Below are 18474 nucleotides of genomic sequence, written 5' to 3'. Positions count from 1 at the left end.
CGCCGTCAGGCAGCGTTGAGGGTGTGGGGCGCGAAGGCGGCGACGACCGGCCGGAAGGCGCCGACGATCGCCGGGTCGAGCCGTCCCGCCATGCCCTCCAGGATCGCGTAGGCCGCCTCGCTGGCCATCGGCGGCTTGTAGGGCCTCTGCTCGATCAGGGCCGCGTGGATGTCGCAGACGGTGACCAGACGGACCAGGTCGGGGATCTCGTCGCCCTTGAGGCGGTCCGGATAGCCCGATCCGTCGAGCATCTCGTGGTGCGACCGGACCACGTGCAGCATCTGCTGCTCGAAGCCCTGATCGACCAGCATGCTATAGCCCTTCTCCGGATGGAGCCGCATGACGGCCAGTTCGGCGTCGTCGAGCCGCCCCGGCTTGTTGAGGATCGCGGCCGGGATATGGATCTTGCCGACGTCGTGCAGCAGGGCCGCCTTCGTCAGGCGATGGCGCTCCTGCTCGCCGAGGCCGAGGCTCGCCGCGAAGGCCGCCGCCAGCCCGGCGACGAGCAGGCAGTGCTGGTGCGTGGCATCGTCGAACTGCCGCACCGCCCGGACCCAGTCGCGGATCCCGGTCTCCCGGATCGCGAGGTCGATGGCCTGGGTCCCGTTGTCGATGACCTCCGGCGTGATCGGCTGATCCGGCACGAAGACCGAGGCGTAGAAGCCGCGCGCCGCCGCGGCCGTCCGTAAGGCGCAGGCGGGCACAGGCTCATCCGAGAAGGCCGCGACGCGCGCGGGTGCGCGCGACGCACCCAGCGTCTCCCGCAGGCGATCCGTGTCGAAGGGCGCGCAGAGCGTGTGCGTCGCGCCGAGGGCGACGCCCAGGAGCCGGGTCCGCGGGCTGTCCGTTTGGAGCAGGATGATGAGTGGGACGCCGTGCCGGACCTCGGCCAGACGGCGGCGCAGACGCTCGACGGAGGCCGATCCGAGGTCGAGGACGTCGGTGACGATCGCGGTCGCGCTGCCGAGAGGCGCCTCCGCGGCGCGCAGGTCGTGGACCTCGCAGGACAGGCCGTCGGAGAGATCCTGCGCCAATCCCTGGCTGCGCGCGGGATCGTCCGTGATGAGAAGTATCCGGCCCATCGGCACGCCTTCCGGACCGTGCCTTACGGGAACATCGCGTCGACCGTGTCCTGCGAGACCGAGGCGTCGCCGGGCAGGACGGGACCATTGAGCAGGGCCGCCTCACCGCTGCGCCTGTCGGGTGGCGGGCTCGTCGGCACCGACGCCTCGCCGGGCCCGGACCAGGCCCGTAGCATCTCGCCGATCCGCTCCTCGACGAGCACGATGGTGCGCACGACCTTCGAGATGCGCTGGCCGGTGAGGTCCTGAAAATTACAGGCCTCGAAGATGGTCTGCATCTCGATCTGGATCGCCGCGGCGTCGGCCCTGTTGGCGTCCTCGCCCGATCGCCGCACGATTCCGCGCGCGAGCGTGTCCACCTTCTCCGAGGCCGTCAGGATCGCGTTGGTGGCGTCTTCCGTGCCCTGCACGACGGCGTGGAGTTCGTCGCGGGCCCGGCTCGTCTCCTGTTCCTGCCGAAGTTCGGCGATCTCCTGACGGGTCCGCGCGATCGCGTCGGAGATCGACAGGAGCTGGGTTCGCAGGAGCCCGACCCCCTCTTCGATGGAGACAACGTCCGGCAGAGCACGGGCCATGATCGGGGATCGCCAGGCGGTTTATAGTGGCTCGCGAAAATATCGGCGATCTCTTAAGCTGCGCTTAATGCGATTTATCTCGATTTGGTTACCTATCTGCCAGGGAGATCACGACTTTAAAACGGCCTATTTCCGAACTGGGCGCCGCTCAAATCGCGTCGCTCGCGCACATTGTCTCGTGAAGTCGGAGAACAGGTGCTCACGTGTCCGTTACTTCGGCGCCGAACGGCGCTATTCCAGCGAAGCCCTGCTGCGTGACCGGGAACGCGATGTTTTCAACTGTTGGTTGACGATAAGAGACTATACCGTCATCTGCCGCGCAGGATTGTGGTGAGGAAGAGTCGACTTTGAGCAGTGATGCGCGGAGAAAAGTAAGCTTTTGATGCTTCATCGAGCTCGGTGGTTCCAACTTCGAGCTGGGATGTGAGCACGGCAATCCGAGCGGCGTGGCGCTCGCTCGTCATCCGGGAGCTTGCCTCGCGGTACGCGCAGGCCCGCGATGGTGCGACGGCCGTCGAGTTCGCTCTGGTGGCTTTGCCGTTCTTCGCACTGGTCGGGGCCTGCCTCGAGAACGGGATCGTTTTCTGGGAGCAGGAGATCCTGCAGCAGGCGGTGTCCGACGCCAGCCGGCAGATCTACACGGGCGCGTTCCAGACGACGAATGCGGGCACAACCGACACCGCGACGCTGATGAGCCGCTTCCGCACGGCGATCTGCACGCAACCGAATGGCACCCCCCGGGTGACGATCTTCACCTGCGCCAACGTCCGGGTCAGCGTGACCAAGGTGGCCGACTACGACTCCGCCAATCCGGTCTCGCCCGTCGCGGCCAACGCCAGCGGGGCGAGCGACTGGAATCCGAACTTCGCCGGCTACGCGTGCGCCGGAAACTCGGCCATCGTGGTCGTGCAGGCCGCCGTGGATATCCCGGTCTTCTTCCCTCTGCTCGGTGCCGGTGTGCCCAATCTGCCGAACAAGCGGCGAGTGCTACAGGCCGCGACGGTGTTCAAGGTGGAACCGTACACCGCACCGTCGGGGTGCTCTTGATGGACGGTCTGCCGGTCCGCCTCAGCCGCTTTCGCCGCGACGAGCGCGGGATCGCCGCCGTCGAGTTCGCGCTCGTCCTGCCCCTGCTGATCATCCTGTACTTCGGCACCGCCGAGCTGACGCGCGTCGTCGACGCGACCCGGAAACTGACCCTTTTCGCGCGCACGCTCGGCGATCTGTCCGGTCGCATGGACAATGCCCTGGCGACGCAGGACGGGATGACGAAGATCGCCGGTGCGGCGACCGCGATCCTGCGCCCGCTGGACGCATCCGGTTTGCAGATCGTCGTCAACGCGATGGGCGTGGAGTCGATCAACGGGACGCTCAAGGGCTTCGTCTGTTCGAGCTGGCCGCAGAACGCGACGAAGCGCCCGGCCAATCAGGCCAACGGGAGCAACGGGCTCCCCGCGACCCCGGCCGCCTATCAGTTCGACGGTGCCCGCTACATTTTGGCGGAAGTCACGATGCCCTACACCCCGATCATCGGGAGCGCCCTGTACCGTTGGATCTTCGGGGGCCGCGGCTTGACGTTCACGCGGCAGGTCCCGTGGTCGGAGCGAACGCCCAGCGAAATCGTCATGCCGGGCGGCGCCGCCTGTCCGGTCTACAACTAAGGTTCGAGGAAGGTCCGTGTCGGTATTCCGTATCCGGTTGAACCGTGCTCTCGAGATGGTCGCGACGGCGTTTTTTCGGGCGCGCTCCGGTCAAGTCGCGGTCACGTTCGCGCTCGTGACGCTGCCGGTCATGTTCGCCACGGCCGCGGCGGTCGATTACGGGCGCCGCAACGCCGCCAAGACCCAACTTGACGCCGCGCTCGACGGCGCCGTGCTCGCGGTGATGTCGCAGAAGACCAACACGATCCCGACGACAACCTTGCAGAACATGGAGACCCAGTTCCGTACGGAGGCCGCCAAGGTCCCGGGTGTGACAGTCACCTCCTTCACGCCCGGAGCGCCGGTCAACACCTCGAAGACGCTGAGCCTGACTGCGAGCTACACGGCGACGGTCAAGACCAGCTTGGCGTCGATGATGCAGATCCCGGCCATGCCTGTCAGCGGCACGTCTTCGGCGACCCGCAATACGTCACAATATATCAACTATTACCTCTTGCTCGACAACTCGCCGTCGATGGGTCTCGCGGCGACCGATGCCGACGTCCAAAACATGAAGATCGCGACCAACGGTTGCGCATTCGCGTGCCACCAGCACACGTTCGACAAGAAGGGCAACATTACCGGCGATGATCAGAACGACAATTATCACATCGCTTTGAGGAACAACATCAAGCTGCGCATCCAGGTCCTGCGGGAGGCTGTCTCCGCGCTCGTCGATCAGGCGAACGTCAGCATGCTGCTGCCGCAGCAGTTTCAGATGGAGATGTGGACCTTCAACGATTCGGTGACACAAACGAAATTGCAGGCGATGACGCCGACGTTGAACAACATCAAGAACGCGGCCCCGAACATCGACATCGCGTACGCATACTACAATCAGTCGGACAATCAGACCGATTTCGAGCGCGCGATTGCGAGAATGAACACGACGATCCCAGCCAGCGGCGACGGTCTGACACCGGATAAGCCGATCCGCTTTCTCTTCCTGGTCACCGACGGTGTCGAGGATACCGGTGGGAGCGTCACCAACCAGAGCGCGGGTTTCCAGATACAGAGCAACCGCTTCATCGGGCCCCTCAGCCCGTCGACCTGTTCGGCCCTTAAGAACAAGAACGTCAAGATCGGCATCATCTACACGCAGTACCTGCCGATCTACGACAACGATTTCTATAACCGGTACGTGAGGCCTTACGAGTCGCAGATCGGGCCGTCCCTGCAGGCCTGCGCATCCGACGGTATGTATTTCCCGGTCACCACGAACGGCGACATCACCGCCGCCATGCTGAAGCTTTTCAGCACCACGCTCGCGAGCGTGCGGCTGAGCAACTGACACGCTGCGTCGGGCTCAGCTCGGAGGTGGCGATCCGAGGACGTTGACCCACAGGACGATGGTCTGGCTGCGCGGGTCGGGATTGCTGAAGCGGTGCGGCCGCCGGCTCTCGAAGCGGAAGCTGTCGCCCTCCGCGAGCTGAAGCGTGCGCGACTCGACGATCAGGGTGAGCCGCCCAGCGAGGACGAGGCCGGCCTCCTCCCCGTCGTGACTGAACAGCTCGTCGCCGGTGCTCGCCCCGGCCTTCAGCACCATGTGGAACAGGCTCATCCCCTGCGTGCCGCCGGGCGGGGTCAGGAGCTGCTTGGTGATGCCGGCCCGCCAGAGCTGAAGTTCCGGCCGGTCCTTCCGGAAGACCACGATCGGGTCGGGGTCAGGCGCGTCGGGCCCGGGCTCGAAGAGGCCGCCGATCCCGATCTGCAGCGTGTCGGCGAGCAGCGCCAGGACCCGAAGGGACGGCGACGACAGACCCCGCTCGACCTGGCTGATGAAGCCGATCGACAGGCCCGTGCTGGACGCCACAGCTTCGAGCGAGAGACCGCGCGCGCGCCGCAGGCCACGCAGGCGCTGACCCACGGCCCGGTCGACCGGTTCCGGACCCGTTGCCTCGCTGCGGGGGATGCTCACGGTCACGCCAGCCTGCCTCTCCTGGGCTTCTTCATGCACGTGAAAGTCGCTTGCGTCGATACCGAAAACATGCGGTATTCTTCACGAGAATGAAAGCGGGCGCCGGCTTCCGCCGCGTGACCCGGGCAATGCACGGGAGCGGCACCATGAGAAGACGGTTGGCGAAGCTGTGTCTGTCGTCGGCGCTGCTCCTCGGCATCCTCGGGGCCGCCGTCGGCGCGCAGCCCCTGAAGGTGGGTTCGACGCCCACGGGTCTGCCCTTCACCTTCCTCGACACCAAGACGAACACCATTCAGGGCGTGATGGTCGACCTGGTCAACGCGGTCAGCAAGGAAGCCGGCTTCACGGTCGCGGTGGAGCCGCTGCAATTCTCCACGCTGATCCCGGCCCTCACTGCCTCGAAGATCGACATCATCGCGGCGGCGATGTTCATCACGCCGCAGCGCAAGGAGGTCGTGTCGTTCTCGGCGCCCGTCTACAGCTACGGCGAGGGGCTGATCGTGCCGAAGACCGACACGAAGGATTACACGTCCTTCGCCGACCTGAAGGGTGAGACCGTCGGCGCCCAGGTCGGCACCGCCTTCGTCGAGCCGCTGAAGAAGTCGGGGCTCTTCAACGAGGTGAAGATCTACGACGCGATCCCCGACATCATCCGCGACGTGAATTCCGGGCGGCTGAAGGCCGGCTTCGCCGACGCGCCGATCCTGGCCTACTACGTGAAGCAGGGGCTGTTCCCCGGCGTCCGCCTGGTCGAGACCTTCAAGCCGACCGTGGTCGCCTCGGTGGGCCTCAGCGTCCGAAAGACCGACACCGAACTCTTGGCCAAGATCGACGCGGCGCTCGCCAAGCTGAAAGCCGATGGGACGCTCCAGGCGATCCTCACCAAGTGGGGCCTGCCGCCGTCGGCCGACCGGTCCTGACTTTCATGCGCGAGTTCCTCGCCGACGCCCAGGACTACCTGCCGATCCTGCTTCAGGGCGTGCAGCTCACCATCCTGATCACCCTTGCGTCCCTGGTGGTCTCGACCCTCCTCGGGCTGGTCTGGGCGGTGATGCGGGTCTCCGGCATCGCGGTCCTTTCGGGCTTCAGCGCGGTGATGATCAACATCCTGCGCGGCATCCCGATCATCGTGCAGTTGTTCTACATCTACTTCGTGATGCCCGATTTCGGCCTGTCGCTCACCGCCGTCCAGGCGGCGATCATCGGGCTCGGCATCGCCTACTCGGCCTATCAGGCCGAGAACTTCCGCGCCGGCATCGAGGCGGTGGATCGCGGCCAGGTCGAGGCGGCGCTGTCGATCGGCATGGGCTGGGGCATGACCATGCGGCGGGTGATCCTGCCGCAGGCGATCCGGATCGCGCTGCCGCCCTACGGCAACATCATGATCATGATGCTCAAGGACTCGTCGCAGGCCTCGACCATCACGGTCGCCGAGCTGGCGCTCCAGGGAAAGCTGATCGCCTCGTCGACCTTCAAGAACACCAGCGTCTACACGCTGGTGGCGCTGATGTACCTCGCGCTGAGCCTTCCGCTGATCCTGATGGTCCGCCACTTCGAGGCGAAGGGGCGGCACCGATGATCGTGCTGGAGGACGTCCGGAAGCATTACGGCGCGCTGGAGGTGATCAAGGGCGTCTCGGCCGAGGTCACGAAGGGCGAGGTCGTCTGCATCATCGGGCCCTCGGGATCCGGCAAGTCGACCCTCCTGCGCTGCATCAACGGGCTCGAGGCCTACGACGGCGGCGAGATCCGCGTCGACGGGCAACGGGTGGACCGGGACAAGCGCGGCATCAAGGCGATCCGCACGCGGGTCTCCATGGTCTTCCAGCGCTTCAACCTGTTCGCCAACCGGACCGCCCTCGAGAACGTCGTCGAGGGGCCGATCCACGTGAAGGGCGAGCCCCGTGGGGAGGCCGAGGAGCGGGCGCGCGCCCTGCTCGCGCGAGTCGGGCTCTCGGGCAAGGAGCACGCCCGGCCGAACGAGCTCTCCGGCGGGCAGCAGCAGCGTGTCGCGATCGCCCGGGCACTCGCCATGCGACCGGAGGCGATCCTGTTCGACGAGCCGACGTCGGCCCTCGATCCCGAGCTGGTCGGCGACGTGCTGAAGGTCATGCGGGCTCTGGCCGACGAGGGCATGACGATGATCGTGGTCACCCACGAGATCGGCTTCGCCCGCGAGGTCGCCGACCGGGTCCTGTTCCTCGACGGCGGTCGCCTCGTCGAGCAGGGGCCGGCCGCCGAAGTCCTCAACCGGCCGCAGAACCCGCGCACCCGGGACTTCCTGCAGCGCGTGCTGCACCCGCTCTAGGACAAGCCGTGGCCGAACCGTTCCCGCTCGCACCCTCGCTCTGGGCCACCACGGCGGCGCCCGCGCCGGACACGCCGCCCCTCGCCAGATCGGGGTTGGCCGAGGTGGTGATCGTCGGCGGCGGGTTCTGCGGCCTCTCCACCGCCCTGCATCTCGCCGAGCGCGGCATCCGACCCGTCGTGCTCGAGGCGCAGGAGGTCGGCTACGGCGGGTCCGGTCGCAACGGTGGCCAGGTCATCCCGGGCCTCAAATACGATCCCGCCGACCTCGTCGCGCGGTTCGGTCGGGAGCGCGGCGAGCGGCTCGCGCGCTTCGCCGGCGGGACCGCCGACGTCGTGTTCGATCTCATCGCCCGGCACGGGATGGACGTGCCGCACCGCCGCTCCGGCTGGATCCAGGGCGCCCATACCGAGGTCGGGCTCGCCGAGGTCGCGAAGCGGGCGGCCCAGTGGGCGGAGCTCGGGGCCCCGGCCCGCGTCCTCGACCGGGCCGAGACCGAGCAGCTGCTGGGGACCGACCGCTATCTCGGCGGCTGGCTCGACGGCCGCGGCGGGGCGATCCAGCCCCTGAGCTACGCCCGCGGCCTCGCCCGGGCTGCCCAGAAGGCCGGCGCCACGATCCACGGCGCGTCGCCTGTCACCGCCCTCGAACGGACCGGGTCGGGCTGGACGGTCACGACGGCCCAGGGCGAGCGGGTGACGACCGGCCGGGTCGTTCTGTGCACCAACGGCTACACGGGCGGGCTCTGGCCGAACCTCGCGCGGACGGTGATCGCGGCGAATTCGTTCCAGGTCGCGACGGTGCCGCTGACCGACAACCTTCGGCGCTCGATCCTGCCCGAAGGTCACGTCTCCTCGGACACGCGGAAGCTCCTGCTCTATTTCCGTCTCGACCATACCGGCCGCCTGCTGATGGGCGGGCGCGGGCCGTTCCGGGAGCCGCGCAGCCCCGCCGACTGGGCGCATCTCGAGCGGATCGTGGCCAAGCTCTTCCCGCAGCTGGACGGGATCGCCTTCGACCATCGCTGGTGCGGCCGGGTCGCGATCACCCGGGACTACCTGCCCCATCTCCACGAGCCGGCGCCCGGCCTGCTCATCGATATCGGCTGCCAGGGTCGGGGCGTCGGCCTGCAGTCGGCGATGGGCCGGGCGATGGCCACCTACATCGCCACCGGGGATGCCGGCAGCCTGCCTTTGCCGCTCACGCCGATCGAGCCGCTTCCGCTTCACGGTCTCAACCGGCTGTACGTCTCGGCGATCATCGCGTGGTACCGCCTGCGTGACGGGGGCATTCGCTGATCGGTCCGGCGCGCCGTCGAACGCGCCGTCACCGCGGGTGCCACAGCGCCGCGCTGAAACCCAGAGCGACGGCGCCAGGGCGAGGAGCGCGCTCCGATGCGGGCCGGTGCCTACTGGAAGCGCCGCATCTCCGGTGCCAGCGAGCGCCCCGCGTCGAGCAGGGCGCGGACCTTGCGGGTGGCGTGCTGGAGAATGTCCGGCCGCGCGTCCTCGTAGGACGTCTCCTCGACGAAGCTCCGCAGCGCCTCCGTGATCCGGTCCTCGATCTCGTCCATGAGAGCCAGTCCCTCCGGACCTTCCCGCCGGAGATGCGCGTCCGCGAGCGTCAGGTAGGCCGCGCTCGCCAGCAGGAAAGCGATCCCGTTCGCTTCCTGCGCCGCCGCGGAACTCGCGTCGCCGCCGTCCATGCCGTCTGCGACGTCGTCGTCCATCGGCTCACATACTCCCCGTTCGTTGCCCACGCTGTGCCGCCCCCGCCGCGGCGCGCCAAGTAGAGAAAAAGGGTCGGTCCCCGTCACCATTCGGGCGACGTCGGGGGCCGATCCGACCTTCCGGTCCCGCTCCGGTCTCAACGGCCCGGATCGGCGCGGTCCTGGGCCGCGCGCCGCTCGCGCATCCGGTGGAGCGCCCGGCGCCAGGCATCCACCACCGCCTCGCGTGCGCGGGATTCGGTCTCGCGGGTGGACTCCGCCGGTCGGGCCTTGCCGTCGGGCTGCCTGCTGCGGGCTCTCGGATCTCGGTTCATGATCGCCTCCTGTCGTGTCGGGACCGAGAGACACCGGATCGGGCGACGCCGCGGTGAGCCGGCACACGCGGACCGTGAAAACCGCGTGCGGCGGAGCACAGGCGGCCGACAGCCCCGAGGAGCGCGCAATTTTTCTGATCGTGGACCGAAGAGTTTTTCAGGAGCGCCGAACTGCATTCTCGGAGTACTGTCACGAGGCCGGCATGTGCCCTCGTGCAGTGCCGCAAATATTGATGCGGTGCAATAACGATCGTATTCAAAACTCAGCCGACTTCCGGGGCCGAGACGTCCCGGCACCACGGGGGCGGCGCATGGCACAGTCGGAGGCGGCGGGCATCACGGCCGGCCGCTCCTGAGGTGCCGGGGAGGATCACGGGCTCCATGAGGAAGAACAAGGTCATCTCGGCGGAAGAGGCGATCGCGCTGATCCGCGAGAACGACGTCGTGACCACCACGGGGTTTGTCCAGAGCTGCATCCCGGAGGCCCTGCACGCCGCCCTCGAGAAGCGGTTCGTCGAGACCGGATCGCCGCGCGGCCTCACCCTGATCATGACGGCGGGCGCCGGCGACAGCAAAGGGCTCGGCACCGGCCGCCTGCACCATGACGGCCTCCTCTCGCGGGTCATCGCGGCCAATTTCGGCCGCATGCCGAAGGTGGCCAAGGCCGCCCAGGACAACCTGATCCGCGGCTACAACCTGCCCCAGGGCGTGATCTCCCAGCTCTATCGGGCCTGCGCGGCGGGCCAGCCGGGCCTGTTCTCGAAGGTCGGCCTGAAGACCTATGTCGACCCGCGACACGGGGGCGCCAAGGTCAACGAGCTGACCACCGAGGACATCGTCAAACTCGTCGAGGTCGATGGCGAGGAGTGGCTGTTCTACACGGCGACCAAGATCGACGTCGCCTTCATCCGCGCCACCTCGGCCGACCCGTCGGGCAATCTCTCCTACGAGAAGGAGGCGCTGACCCTGGACTGCCTCGCCCAGGCCATGGCGGCCCGAAACAACGGCGGCATCGTCATCGCCCAGGTCGAGCGCATCGTCGACGACGGCTACCTCCTGCCGAAGGACGTGCGTGTCCCCGGCATTCTCGTCGACTGCGTTGTGGTCGCCGAACCCGAGATGCACCGGATGAACTACGGCGTGATGCACGACGCCGCGCTGGCCGGCGAGATCCGGGTCCCGGTCACCGGCATCAAGCGGATGGCGCTCAACGAGCGCAAGATCATCGCGCGCCGCGCCGCCTTCGAGCTGCCGCCGAACGGCGTGGTCAATCTCGGCGTCGGCGCGCCCGAGGGGATCTCATCGGTCGCCAACGAGGAGAAGATCACCCCCTACATCACGCTCACCACCGAGGCGGGCGCGGTGGGCGGAGTGCTGGCCTCCGGTTCGAGCTTCGGCGCCGCCACCAACGCCGATTGCATCATCGACCAGAACCAGATGTTCGACTTCTACGACGGCGGCGGCCTCGACATGACCTGCCTGGGCATGGCCGAGTGCGATGCGGCCGGCAACGTCAACACCTCGCGGTTCGGCGGCAAGCTGAACGGCTGCGGCGGCTTCATCAACATCTCGCAGAACGCCCGCACCGTCGTGTTCGCCGGGACGTTCACGGCCGGCGGCCTGGAGATCGCGGTGAGCGACGGTCAGGTGCGCATCGTGCAGGAGGGCAAGGCCCGCAAGTTCGTGACCCAAGTCCAGCAGAACACGTTCTCCGGTCCCTACGCGGTCGAGCGCTCGCAGCCGGTCCTCTACGTGACCGAGCGCTGCGTCTTCCAGCTGACGCCGGAGGGGCTGGAACTGGTCGAGGTCGCGCCCGGGATCGATATCGAGCGCGACATCCTCGCCCACATGGACTTCGCCCCCGTGGTGCGCAATCCGGTGCCGATGGACCCGCGGATCTTCCGCGACGAGCCGATGGAGCTGATCTCGGACCTGCTCAACCTCGATCTCAAGTCCCGCGTCAGCTACGACGGCGAGCGCAACATCCTCTTCGTCAACCTGGAGGGCTGGTACTGCCGGGTGAAGGGCGACATGGACGAGCTGCGCATGACCATCGTCGAGGCCTGCCGGAAGGCGGGTCAGCGGGTCAACGCCGTGATCAACCACGACGGCTTCCGGCTCAATGAGAACTTGGTCGACGACTACGCCGGCATGGTCCAGTACCTGCAGGCCAACTACTACGCGACCACCACCCGCTACGCGACGAGCGCCTTCCTGCGCCTCAAGATGGAGGAAGCCCTGAACAAGCGCGGGGTCGCGCCGCACGTCTTCGAGCGCAAGGAGGAGGCGCAGGCGTTCGTGAGCAGCACCGCGGACAAGAAGGCCCGCAAGCGCATCTCCCCGGCGGTCGCGTCTGCGGCCTGACGACCGGCCGGTCTCACACACTCCGGGAGCGCGGGATGCCGGTCGCGCCCGCCGCGTGGCCGGTGCCGTAGTCGGATTCAGGCGATCGGCAAGCCGAGGACCCGCCGCGATTCCTCGGACAGCACCGCGTGGCGGGCGGATTCGGGTCCGTCATTCGGCGTCTGCGCGGCCGCCTGCGTGACCAGGTCCCGAAACCGCTTCTTGTCGAGGGCGCGGCCGCGCAGACTTCCGAGCACGGCGTCCAGCACCATGCGGACGGCCTTGGCACGCTGGCGCTCGCGATCGAGTTCTGCGGCGAGGAGCGGATCCCCGAACTGGGCCGCGCCGAGCGGCGCGACCAGCACGGCGCTGTCGATGACGGCGGGGTCCCGATCGTCCACCTCGGCGGCGGTATCCGCGATTCCTTCGAGGATCTTGGTCGCCTCGGTCAACAGGATCCTGTGCTGTACCGCTGCCGAGTGATTCCCCGGCACTTTCTGGCTGGCCGCGCCGATCAGGCGCTTGAACTTGGCCCGATCCAGCCCGAATCGACCGATGCTGGCGCGCAGCGCTGCCAGCACCGTGCGGAGCGCGTCGGTCCTATAGGTCGCCTTGAGGAGCTGGTCCCGCAGGGCCCCCGCCGAGGCCATCTCCACGAAGGACGTCTCGGGCAGTTGCTGCACCTGCTCCGCCAGCTCGACGATCGCGCGCTGCATCAGCGCGGTGCGCTGCTCGCGGATCTCGTCCGGCGCCAGGCGCTGGCGTCCCTTGCGGAGCCACACGAAGAATTCCGTCGCGTCCATGTCGAGGGAATCCTCGACGCGCAGATCGATGTAGCCGAGCTGCGACAGCTCCAGGATCATCAGGTTGAAGCTCGCCGGCACGAATACCCACGCATGGGCGTCGGCGTAGTGCGGCAGCTGCGCGGCGCCGAGCCACTGCGCCTCGTCGGTCAGCGGGTTGGCCGGGATGGCCGGCCGCGTGTCCCGGCCCGACCAGGCGCCGACCGTGCCGTTGTCCTTCAGCGCCATGTTCAGGGCGTAGTCGATGTGGGTCCGGACCGTGTGACGGTTCCGCTTCTCCAAGAAGGCCGCGATCGCGTCCGCCGTCCCGGTCAGGGAGCGGTAGAAATCGAAGCATTTGCGCTTGTCGGGCACGGCCAGGATCACGACGCCGTCCGGCCGGAGCAGCGTCTCGGCGGCGCGCAGGAAGGTCACCACGTCGGTGGTGTGCTCGATGACGTGGCTGGCGATGAACGCGTCGAACGTCCCGTGCTGCTCCACCGGGACCGCGTCGGCGATCGAGCCCCCCGTCCAGACGAAATCGACCTCCTCGATCCGGTCGACGGTCTGGTCGTGATACTTCTCGATGAGCTCGGCGCGCGGCGCGTGATCGATGACGAACGTGTTCCAGCCGTCGCGCTTCGGCGCGAGCGGGCTGAAGCTCGGGCCAACCTCGACGATGCGGGCATCCTTGGTCAGCGACCTCAGGAGTTGCTGCGCACGATCCATTGCATCTAAGCTCCGAACAAACGCTTCGCGAATGCGCTGTGGAAGCGCGGTGAATGCCGCGTTGGCGGGAAGGGATGCCGTTGCACAAGAGGCCGCTCGCCGCCGTGACCATGACCTACAATGAAACGACCATGCTTCCGCTCTGGCTGAAGCACTACGAGCGGCAGGTCGGGGCTGAAAACTGTTATATCCTCGACCACGGCTCCGACGACGGCTCGACAACCGGGCTGCGCGCGAACGTCATCCGATTGCCGCGACTGCCCCTGAACGAGTGGGAGCGCGCCCACACAGTCAGGGATTTCTGCGCATCTTTGTTCATCGGCTTCAAATATGTTCTCTATGCGGACAGCGACGAGCTGATCCTTCCAGATCCCGACGTGTCGCCGAACCTCTCAGACTATATCGCCGCGCGATCGCTGCCCCCAATCCTCGATCTGTTCGGAGCCGATGTCCTGCACGTGCAGGACGAGGCTCCCATCAACGTCGCGGCGCCCATCTCTGGCCAGCGGGGATTCATCCGTCCGATATCGACCCTGTGCAAGTCCACCATCGTGTCGGAGCGGGTCGACTGGCATGTCGGCTTCCATTGCCTGATCCAGGATCACCGCCCCGATTTTCGCGACCTGTTCCTGTTCCATCTGGCGTATTTGGATCACGACATACTCTTCAGGCGCCAGCAGAAGCGGAATGCGGCCGCGCCGATCGGCATCCCGAATTCGCACCACGCCATCGACCCGACGGAGTTCCTGACCTTCGTGAAGGCGGATGTCGGCCGGATCCCGCGCCGTCGCGTTCAGATGCGGCCGGGTGAGGCCCATTTCGAGACGACGAAGCGGATCTTCGCCGACGCGATCGAGCGTAAGAGTGTGGTCCAGGCGCCCGACCTCTGGCAGCTGCCCGAACGCTTCGTCGGTTCCTTCTAAGTCCGGATAGGCGACCCCGCGCGGAGACCGTCGCGGATGCGCGGGCGCCGCCATCCGGTATACGTCGGACCGCCCGACGCCGCTTCGGCTGCGCTGGCGAAGCCGGGAGGAGGCCCGACCCTGCGCGACGAACAGAGCCTGACTGCGCCGGATGCCGACGCGTGCCGCGCCGACGCGCCCAGCGCCGGTCGCGTCGCGGATCTTGCGCACGCGGCGCTCATCGGCGAATTGGAGACATGGCCCAAGCCCGGCCTCGTGAGCCCGGTCGATTCCGGCAGCCACGACGACATGGATGCGGAGACTCTCCGCCGCAGCGCGGCGGCGATCCGGCCGTTCTTCGCGGAGCTGGTCGCGGCGGGTGCCCGCGCGGCGGAGATGGCGGATTTGCGGGCCATCGGTCTGAAAGCCGAGATCGCGATGATGCGGGCGACGGGCGGCGTCAACGCGCATCGGGGCGCGATCTTCTCGCTCGGCCTGATCTGCGCCGCGGCGGGAGCGAAAGGTGAAGGGCACGGTGTCGGGCGGGCCGGGGCCGAGGCCCTGGCCGAGGCGGTTGGGCATCTCTGGGGGCCGGCGATCAGCCGGGCACCGGTCTCGGCTGTCAGCCACGGCGGCCGCGCGGCGCGGCGCTTCGGCGTCGGCGGCGCCAGTGCCGAGGCCGCTTCGGGCTTCCCGACCATCCGGGCCGTCGGCCTTCCCGCCCTCCGCTTCGGCCGTTCCTGCGCCCCCGGCGATCCCGAGGCGGCGCGCGTGCACTGCTTCTTCGCGCTCCTGGCGGTCGTCGATGACACGAATCTCCTGCACCGCGGCGGCGCCGACGGCCTCGTCGGCGCGCGCGCGGCCGCCGCGACCTTTCTCGACGCCGGCGGCATCGCGGCTCCGGCTTGGCGCGAGCGCGCGGCGGCGATCCACCGCTCTTTCGTGGCCGCGCGCCTGAGTCCCGGCGGGTGCGCCGATCTCCTCGCCGCGACGCTGCTGCTGGACGCCCTGGCCTCCGCGCCCTGACGCGCGAGCAGCCCCGGGTCGCGTCGGTCGCAGTTTCGCGGGTGCGGTCGATACCTACATCCGGATCCTGTTCCCCCTCCCCCGCCGGACCGCCCGTGACCCTGTTCAGGATCGCCCTCCTCGCGCTCGCCGCGCTCTTCCTCGTGCCGGTGGCGGTCTCAGCCCTGCTCTACGCGACGCGCGCGAGCGGCGACTGGCGTCTGGCGGATCGGTCCAGCGCCGGACTGCTGCCGCGCGCGGACGCGCATCCCGGCGCCGTGCTGCGCATCTTCTCGGCACGGACCGTGAGCTGGCGCGGCATCGTGGCGACGCACAGTTGGATCGTCCTCAAGGAGCGCGGCGCCCGCGCCTACAGCCGGTTCGACTACACGGCCTGGGGGCAGCCGATCTGGGTCGACCGGTTCGTGCCGGACGGGCGCTGGTTCGGGAACACGCCGACGACCGTGTTCGCGGCCGACGGGCCCGAGGCGGAGACGATGCTCCCGCGGATCCGGCAGGCCGTGGCCGAGTACCGCTACAGCCGGCCCGGCGACTACGTCGTCTGGCCTGGTCCGAACTCGAACACCTTCGTGGCCGCCGTCATGGCGGCGGTTCCGGAGATCCGCGCGAGCCTGCCGACGACCGCGATCGGCAAGGATTTCCCCTACGACGGGCGCTGGATCGGTCCGACGCCGTCCCGAACCGGCATTCGCCTCAATCTCGGCGGCTATGCCGGCCTGACGCTCGGCTGGGTCGAGGGCCTGGAGCTGAACCTGCTCGGCGCCGTCGCCGGGATCGACCTGCGGCGGCCCGGGATCAAGTTGCCGGCCCTGGGGCGGGTCGGCCTCTGAGCGCTCTCCGGGCAACCGCGAAGCCTGCAGAGTCGGAGTTGGGCCACCGCGTGGCCCGGGGCGCACGAACGGCAGCGCCCCGGGCCACGCCGCTCACGGAGCGAGGTCGTGGACCGGCTCCTTCACCGGCGTGGCGCTGCTGTTGAGCACGGTGCTGCCGGTCGTGACCGGCTTGAGCACGGCGCGGTCGATCTGCGGCGGGGTCGGGAGCCGGAGCTGCGCGCTCGTGTCGGCCCACGCGCGGGCGACACGGTCCGGATCGTCGTTGAGCTTCGTGCCGTAGCTGGGAACGATCTCACGGATCTTCGCCTGCCATTCCGGCGTGGCGACCTTCTGGGCGAACACCTTCTCCAGGACCTGGAGCATGATCGGCGCCGCCGTGGAGGCACCGGGCGAGGCCCCGAGAAGGGCCGCGATGCTGCCGTCCTTGGCGTTCACGATCTCGGTGCCGAGCTTCAGCACGCCGCCCTTGTTCGGGTCGCGCTTGATGATCTGCACGCGCTGCCCCGCCTGCCAGAGGCGCCACTCTTCTTTCCTCGCCTTCGGGAAGTACTCGCGCAGCGCCGCGATCCGGTCGTCGTCCGACAGCATCAGCTGCCCCGCGAGGTACTCGACCAGCGGGAACTCGTCGACGCCGACCTTCATCATCGGCCAGAGATTGCTGGTGGTGGTCGAGCTGAGGAGGTCGAAGTACGAGCCCTCCTTGAGGAACTTGGTCGAGAAGGTCGCGAAGGGCCCGAACAGGATCACGCGCTTGCCGCCGAGCACGCGGGTGTCGAGATGCGGCACGGACATCGGCGGGGAGCCCACCGACGCTTTGCCGTACGCCTTGGCGAGGTGGAGCGTGGCGACGTCGGGATTGTCGTTGATCAGGAACGAGCCGCCCACCGGGAAGCCGGCGTAATCGTCCCCTTCGGGGATGCCGGATTTCTGCAGCAGGTGCAGGGCGCCCCCGCCCGCGCCGATGAAGACGAACTTCGCGTCTAGCGTCCGGCGCGTCCGGTCCTTCAGGTTCTTCGCGCTCACCCGCCACGAGCCGTCGCCGTTCTTGGTGATGCTCTCGACCTCGGTCGAGAGCCGCAGGCTGAAGCTCGGCTGCTTCTGCAGGTGGGCGACGTACTGCCGGGTCACTTCGCCCCACTCGCAGTCGGTGCCGAGCGGCGACCACGTCGCGGCGACCTTCTGCTTCGGGTCACGTCCCTCCATCATCAGGGGAACCCACTTGCGGAGCTGCTCCGGATCCTCCGAATATTCCATGCCGGCGAAGAGCGGGCTCGCCTTGAGGGCCTCCCAGCGCTTCTTCAGGTAGGCGATGTTGTCGTCACCCCAGACGAAGCTCATGTGGGGCGTGTAGTTGATGAAGGCGCGCGGGTCCGTCATCACGCCGGTCTTGACCTGGTGGGCCAGGAACTGCCGGGTCACCTGGAACGCCTCGTTGATCTCCACCGCCTTGGCGATCTCGATCTGCCCGTTCTTCTTCTCGGGCGTGTAATTCAGCTCCGCCAGGGCCGAGTGTCCGGTGCCGGCATTGTTCCAGCCGTTCGAGCTCTCGAGGGCGACCTGATCGAGACGTTCGATCATCTGGATCGACCAGTTCGGCTCCAGCTCGTTCAGCCAGACGCCGAGCGTCGCGCTCATGATCCCGCCGCCGATCAGCAGCACGTCGACCTTGCTGTCCGCGCCATCGGCCAGGGCCAGCGGGCCCGGCAGGGCTGCCAGCGCCAGGCCGGTCGCGGCCGTGCCGAGGAGTTGCCGCCGGCTGAGGGGCAGCACGTTCGCGGCCCGGCGGTCGCGCTGGTGTTGGTTATCGTCGTCGCCACGCATGGGCAGATCCCGCTTTTGCGTACCGGACCGGCCGATTGGCCGCCCCGCGTACGGAAGACACTCGATGCGACGGGCGCGAACTCCGCCCGTCCGGCCTTCCGGATCGTTTCCCCGTTCCCGTCGCGGTACGCTCGCGGCCTCGCTCGACCCGACACGACGGTCCTGCGCTGGTCCGCATCGCTTCCATCGTCCCCGGCCCGCACGGATCGCGGGACGATGGGACGCGCTCGCGCGACGCAGGCCTTCCCTCCGCAATGGCGCGCGATCACGCCGGAGAACGGATCTCCGGTTCAAGACCTCGCTCGCGCGGTGGCGCGATTGCCGGGTGGGCGGGAAGATGCTGGCTGGCTTGGCTCAGCAGATTGATGGTGGCCTCATAGAGGACGAGGCTTCAGAGGACAATCACTGCCGGG

Annotated in this window: 18 protein-coding genes; 11 read left to right on the top strand and 7 right to left on the bottom strand. The window is 68.0% G+C overall.

All coding sequences use genetic code 11. From position 1 onward, the window contains the following. Positions 1 to 5 precede the first annotated feature (5 nt). Both BKE41_RS02265 and BKE41_RS02260 read right to left on the bottom strand, forming a co-directional pair. Positions 6 to 1082 carry an HD domain-containing phosphohydrolase gene (locus BKE41_RS02265; protein ID WP_029360087.1) on the bottom strand — a complete coding sequence of 359 codons (1077 nt, stop codon included), beginning with the start codon at positions 1080 to 1082 and terminating at the stop codon, positions 6 to 8. A gap of 23 nt (positions 1083 to 1105) precedes the next feature. Continuing rightward, the gene (locus BKE41_RS02260; RefSeq protein WP_043073074.1) at positions 1106 to 1657 is read right to left on the bottom strand and encodes a protein phosphatase CheZ; all 552 of its coding nucleotides are present in this window, start codon (positions 1655 to 1657) and stop codon (positions 1106 to 1108) included. Between the two features lie 423 nt (positions 1658 to 2080). On the opposite strand from BKE41_RS02260, the gene BKE41_RS02255 reads away from it, so the two are divergent. From BKE41_RS02255 to BKE41_RS02245, 3 genes are read left to right on the top strand one after another with little or no spacing between them, the layout of a single operon-like run. Beyond that, on the top strand, positions 2081 to 2704 hold the full coding sequence (locus BKE41_RS02255) for a TadE/TadG family type IV pilus assembly protein (RefSeq protein ID WP_070998433.1): 624 nt from the start codon (positions 2081 to 2083) through the stop codon (positions 2702 to 2704). Continuing rightward, the gene (locus tag BKE41_RS02250; RefSeq protein ID WP_012317384.1) at positions 2704 to 3318 is read left to right on the top strand and encodes a TadE/TadG family type IV pilus assembly protein; all 615 of its coding nucleotides are present in this window, start codon (positions 2704 to 2706) and stop codon (positions 3316 to 3318) included. Before BKE41_RS02255 ends, BKE41_RS02250 begins: the two co-directional genes overlap by 1 nt. Before the next feature lie 16 nt (positions 3319 to 3334). Beyond that, positions 3335 to 4648 (top strand): TadE/TadG family type IV pilus assembly protein, encoded by a 1314-nt coding sequence (locus tag BKE41_RS02245; protein ID WP_012317383.1) that lies wholly within the window; start codon positions 3335 to 3337, stop codon positions 4646 to 4648. Between the two features lie 15 nt (positions 4649 to 4663). On the opposite strand, the gene BKE41_RS02240 is transcribed toward BKE41_RS02245, so the two are convergent. Further along, positions 4664 to 5281: an XRE family transcriptional regulator gene (locus BKE41_RS02240; RefSeq protein ID WP_012317382.1), complete on the bottom strand. Its 618-nt coding sequence runs from the start codon at positions 5279 to 5281 to the stop codon at positions 4664 to 4666. A gap of 140 nt (positions 5282 to 5421) precedes the next feature. On the opposite strand from BKE41_RS02240, the gene BKE41_RS02235 reads away from it, so the two are divergent. Genes BKE41_RS02235 through BKE41_RS02220 form a run of 4 tightly spaced genes read left to right on the top strand, consistent with a single transcriptional unit; the run spans position 5422 to position 8880 of the window. Further along, positions 5422 to 6195, top strand: a complete 774-nt coding sequence (locus tag BKE41_RS02235; protein ID WP_041372476.1) for an ABC transporter substrate-binding protein — start codon at positions 5422 to 5424, stop codon at positions 6193 to 6195. Positions 6196 to 6200: 5 nt separating this feature from the next. Next, positions 6201 to 6854, top strand: a complete 654-nt coding sequence (locus BKE41_RS02230) for an amino acid ABC transporter permease (RefSeq protein ID WP_059408275.1) — start codon at positions 6201 to 6203, stop codon at positions 6852 to 6854. After that, complete coding sequence (locus tag BKE41_RS02225) at positions 6851 to 7582, top strand: amino acid ABC transporter ATP-binding protein (RefSeq protein WP_012317379.1); 732 nt, start codon at positions 6851 to 6853, stop codon at positions 7580 to 7582. Before BKE41_RS02230 ends, BKE41_RS02225 begins: the two co-directional genes overlap by 4 nt. Positions 7583 to 7590: 8 nt before the next feature. Then, positions 7591 to 8880 carry an FAD-binding oxidoreductase gene (locus tag BKE41_RS02220; RefSeq protein ID WP_070998431.1) on the top strand — a complete coding sequence of 430 codons (1290 nt, stop codon included), beginning with the start codon at positions 7591 to 7593 and terminating at the stop codon, positions 8878 to 8880. Positions 8881 to 8990: 110 nt separating this feature from the next. On the opposite strand, the gene BKE41_RS02215 is transcribed toward BKE41_RS02220, so the two are convergent. Beyond that, the gene (locus BKE41_RS02215; RefSeq protein WP_012317377.1) at positions 8991 to 9311 is read right to left on the bottom strand and encodes a hypothetical protein; all 321 of its coding nucleotides are present in this window, start codon (positions 9309 to 9311) and stop codon (positions 8991 to 8993) included. Between the two features lie 137 nt (positions 9312 to 9448). Next, entirely contained in the window at positions 9449 to 9625 is a 177-nt protein-coding gene (locus tag BKE41_RS31525) for a hypothetical protein (RefSeq protein ID WP_199825824.1), read from the bottom strand. Positions 9626 to 10006: 381 nt separating this feature from the next. Between BKE41_RS31525 and BKE41_RS02210 the strand changes: the two genes are divergently transcribed. Beyond that, positions 10007 to 11989 (top strand): malonate decarboxylase subunit alpha, encoded by a 1983-nt coding sequence (locus tag BKE41_RS02210; protein WP_024827629.1) that lies wholly within the window; start codon positions 10007 to 10009, stop codon positions 11987 to 11989. A gap of 77 nt (positions 11990 to 12066) precedes the next feature. Here the strand turns inward: BKE41_RS02210 and BKE41_RS02205 are convergent, their stop codons facing one another. After that, positions 12067 to 13479 (bottom strand): methyltransferase domain-containing protein, encoded by a 1413-nt coding sequence (locus tag BKE41_RS02205; protein ID WP_070998429.1) that lies wholly within the window; start codon positions 13477 to 13479, stop codon positions 12067 to 12069. 110 nt (positions 13480 to 13589) lie between these two features. Between BKE41_RS02205 and BKE41_RS02200 the strand changes: the two genes are divergently transcribed. The 3 genes from BKE41_RS02200 (at position 13590) to BKE41_RS02190 (ending at position 16237) form a co-directional block, all read left to right on the top strand. Then, positions 13590 to 14402, top strand: coding sequence for a glycosyltransferase family 2 protein (locus BKE41_RS02200; RefSeq protein WP_245295987.1), 813 nt, complete (start codon positions 13590 to 13592; stop codon positions 14400 to 14402). A gap of 36 nt (positions 14403 to 14438) precedes the next feature. Further along, positions 14439 to 15407 carry a triphosphoribosyl-dephospho-CoA synthase MdcB gene (mdcB, locus tag BKE41_RS02195; RefSeq protein WP_012317372.1) on the top strand — a complete coding sequence of 323 codons (969 nt, stop codon included), beginning with the start codon at positions 14439 to 14441 and terminating at the stop codon, positions 15405 to 15407. A gap of 95 nt (positions 15408 to 15502) precedes the next feature. Beyond that, positions 15503 to 16237 carry a DUF3750 domain-containing protein gene (locus tag BKE41_RS02190; RefSeq protein WP_012317371.1) on the top strand — a complete coding sequence of 245 codons (735 nt, stop codon included), beginning with the start codon at positions 15503 to 15505 and terminating at the stop codon, positions 16235 to 16237. 93 nt (positions 16238 to 16330) lie between these two features. Here BKE41_RS02190 and mqo read toward each other — a convergent pair whose 3' ends face one another. After that, positions 16331 to 18061, bottom strand: coding sequence for a malate dehydrogenase (quinone) (gene mqo, locus BKE41_RS02185; protein ID WP_059407908.1), 1731 nt, complete (start codon positions 18059 to 18061; stop codon positions 16331 to 16333). Positions 18062 to 18474: the final 413 nt, after the last annotated feature.

It is taken from the genome of Methylobacterium sp. C1 (genome assembly GCF_001854385.1).
Taxonomy (GTDB): Bacteria; Pseudomonadota; Alphaproteobacteria; order Rhizobiales; family Beijerinckiaceae; genus Methylobacterium; species Methylobacterium radiotolerans.
Note: the sequence above shows the minus strand (reverse complement) of the source record. Positions and strands in the feature narration are given on the sequence as shown.

Excerpts from the sequence above, each read along its gene's own strand:
- BKE41_RS02265 (WP_029360087.1), bottom strand. The coding sequence starts at position 1,082 with ATGGGCCGGATACTTCTCATCACGGACGATCCCGCGCGCAGCCAGGGA.
- BKE41_RS02260 (WP_043073074.1), bottom strand. The coding sequence starts at position 1,657 with ATGGCCCGTGCTCTGCCGGACGTTGTCTCCATCGAAGAGGGGGTCGGG.
- BKE41_RS02250 (WP_012317384.1), top strand. The coding sequence starts at position 2,704 with ATGGACGGTCTGCCGGTCCGCCTCAGCCGCTTTCGCCGCGACGAGCGC.
- BKE41_RS02235 (WP_041372476.1), top strand. The coding sequence starts at position 5,422 with ATGAGAAGACGGTTGGCGAAGCTGTGTCTGTCGTCGGCGCTGCTCCTC.
- BKE41_RS02230 (WP_059408275.1), top strand. The coding sequence starts at position 6,201 with ATGCGCGAGTTCCTCGCCGACGCCCAGGACTACCTGCCGATCCTGCTT.
- BKE41_RS02225 (WP_012317379.1), top strand. The coding sequence starts at position 6,851 with ATGATCGTGCTGGAGGACGTCCGGAAGCATTACGGCGCGCTGGAGGTG.
- BKE41_RS02215 (WP_012317377.1), bottom strand. The coding sequence starts at position 9,311 with ATGGACGACGACGTCGCAGACGGCATGGACGGCGGCGACGCGAGTTCC.
- BKE41_RS31525 (WP_199825824.1), bottom strand. The coding sequence starts at position 9,625 with ATGAACCGAGATCCGAGAGCCCGCAGCAGGCAGCCCGACGGCAAGGCC.
- BKE41_RS02210 (WP_024827629.1), top strand. The coding sequence starts at position 10,007 with ATGAGGAAGAACAAGGTCATCTCGGCGGAAGAGGCGATCGCGCTGATC.
- BKE41_RS02205 (WP_070998429.1), bottom strand. The coding sequence starts at position 13,479 with ATGGATCGTGCGCAGCAACTCCTGAGGTCGCTGACCAAGGATGCCCGC.
- BKE41_RS02200 (WP_245295987.1), top strand. The coding sequence starts at position 13,590 with ATGACCTACAATGAAACGACCATGCTTCCGCTCTGGCTGAAGCACTAC.
- mdcB (WP_012317372.1), top strand. The coding sequence starts at position 14,439 with ATGCGCGGGCGCCGCCATCCGGTATACGTCGGACCGCCCGACGCCGCT.
- mqo (WP_059407908.1), bottom strand. The coding sequence starts at position 18,061 with ATGCGTGGCGACGACGATAACCAACACCAGCGCGACCGCCGGGCCGCG.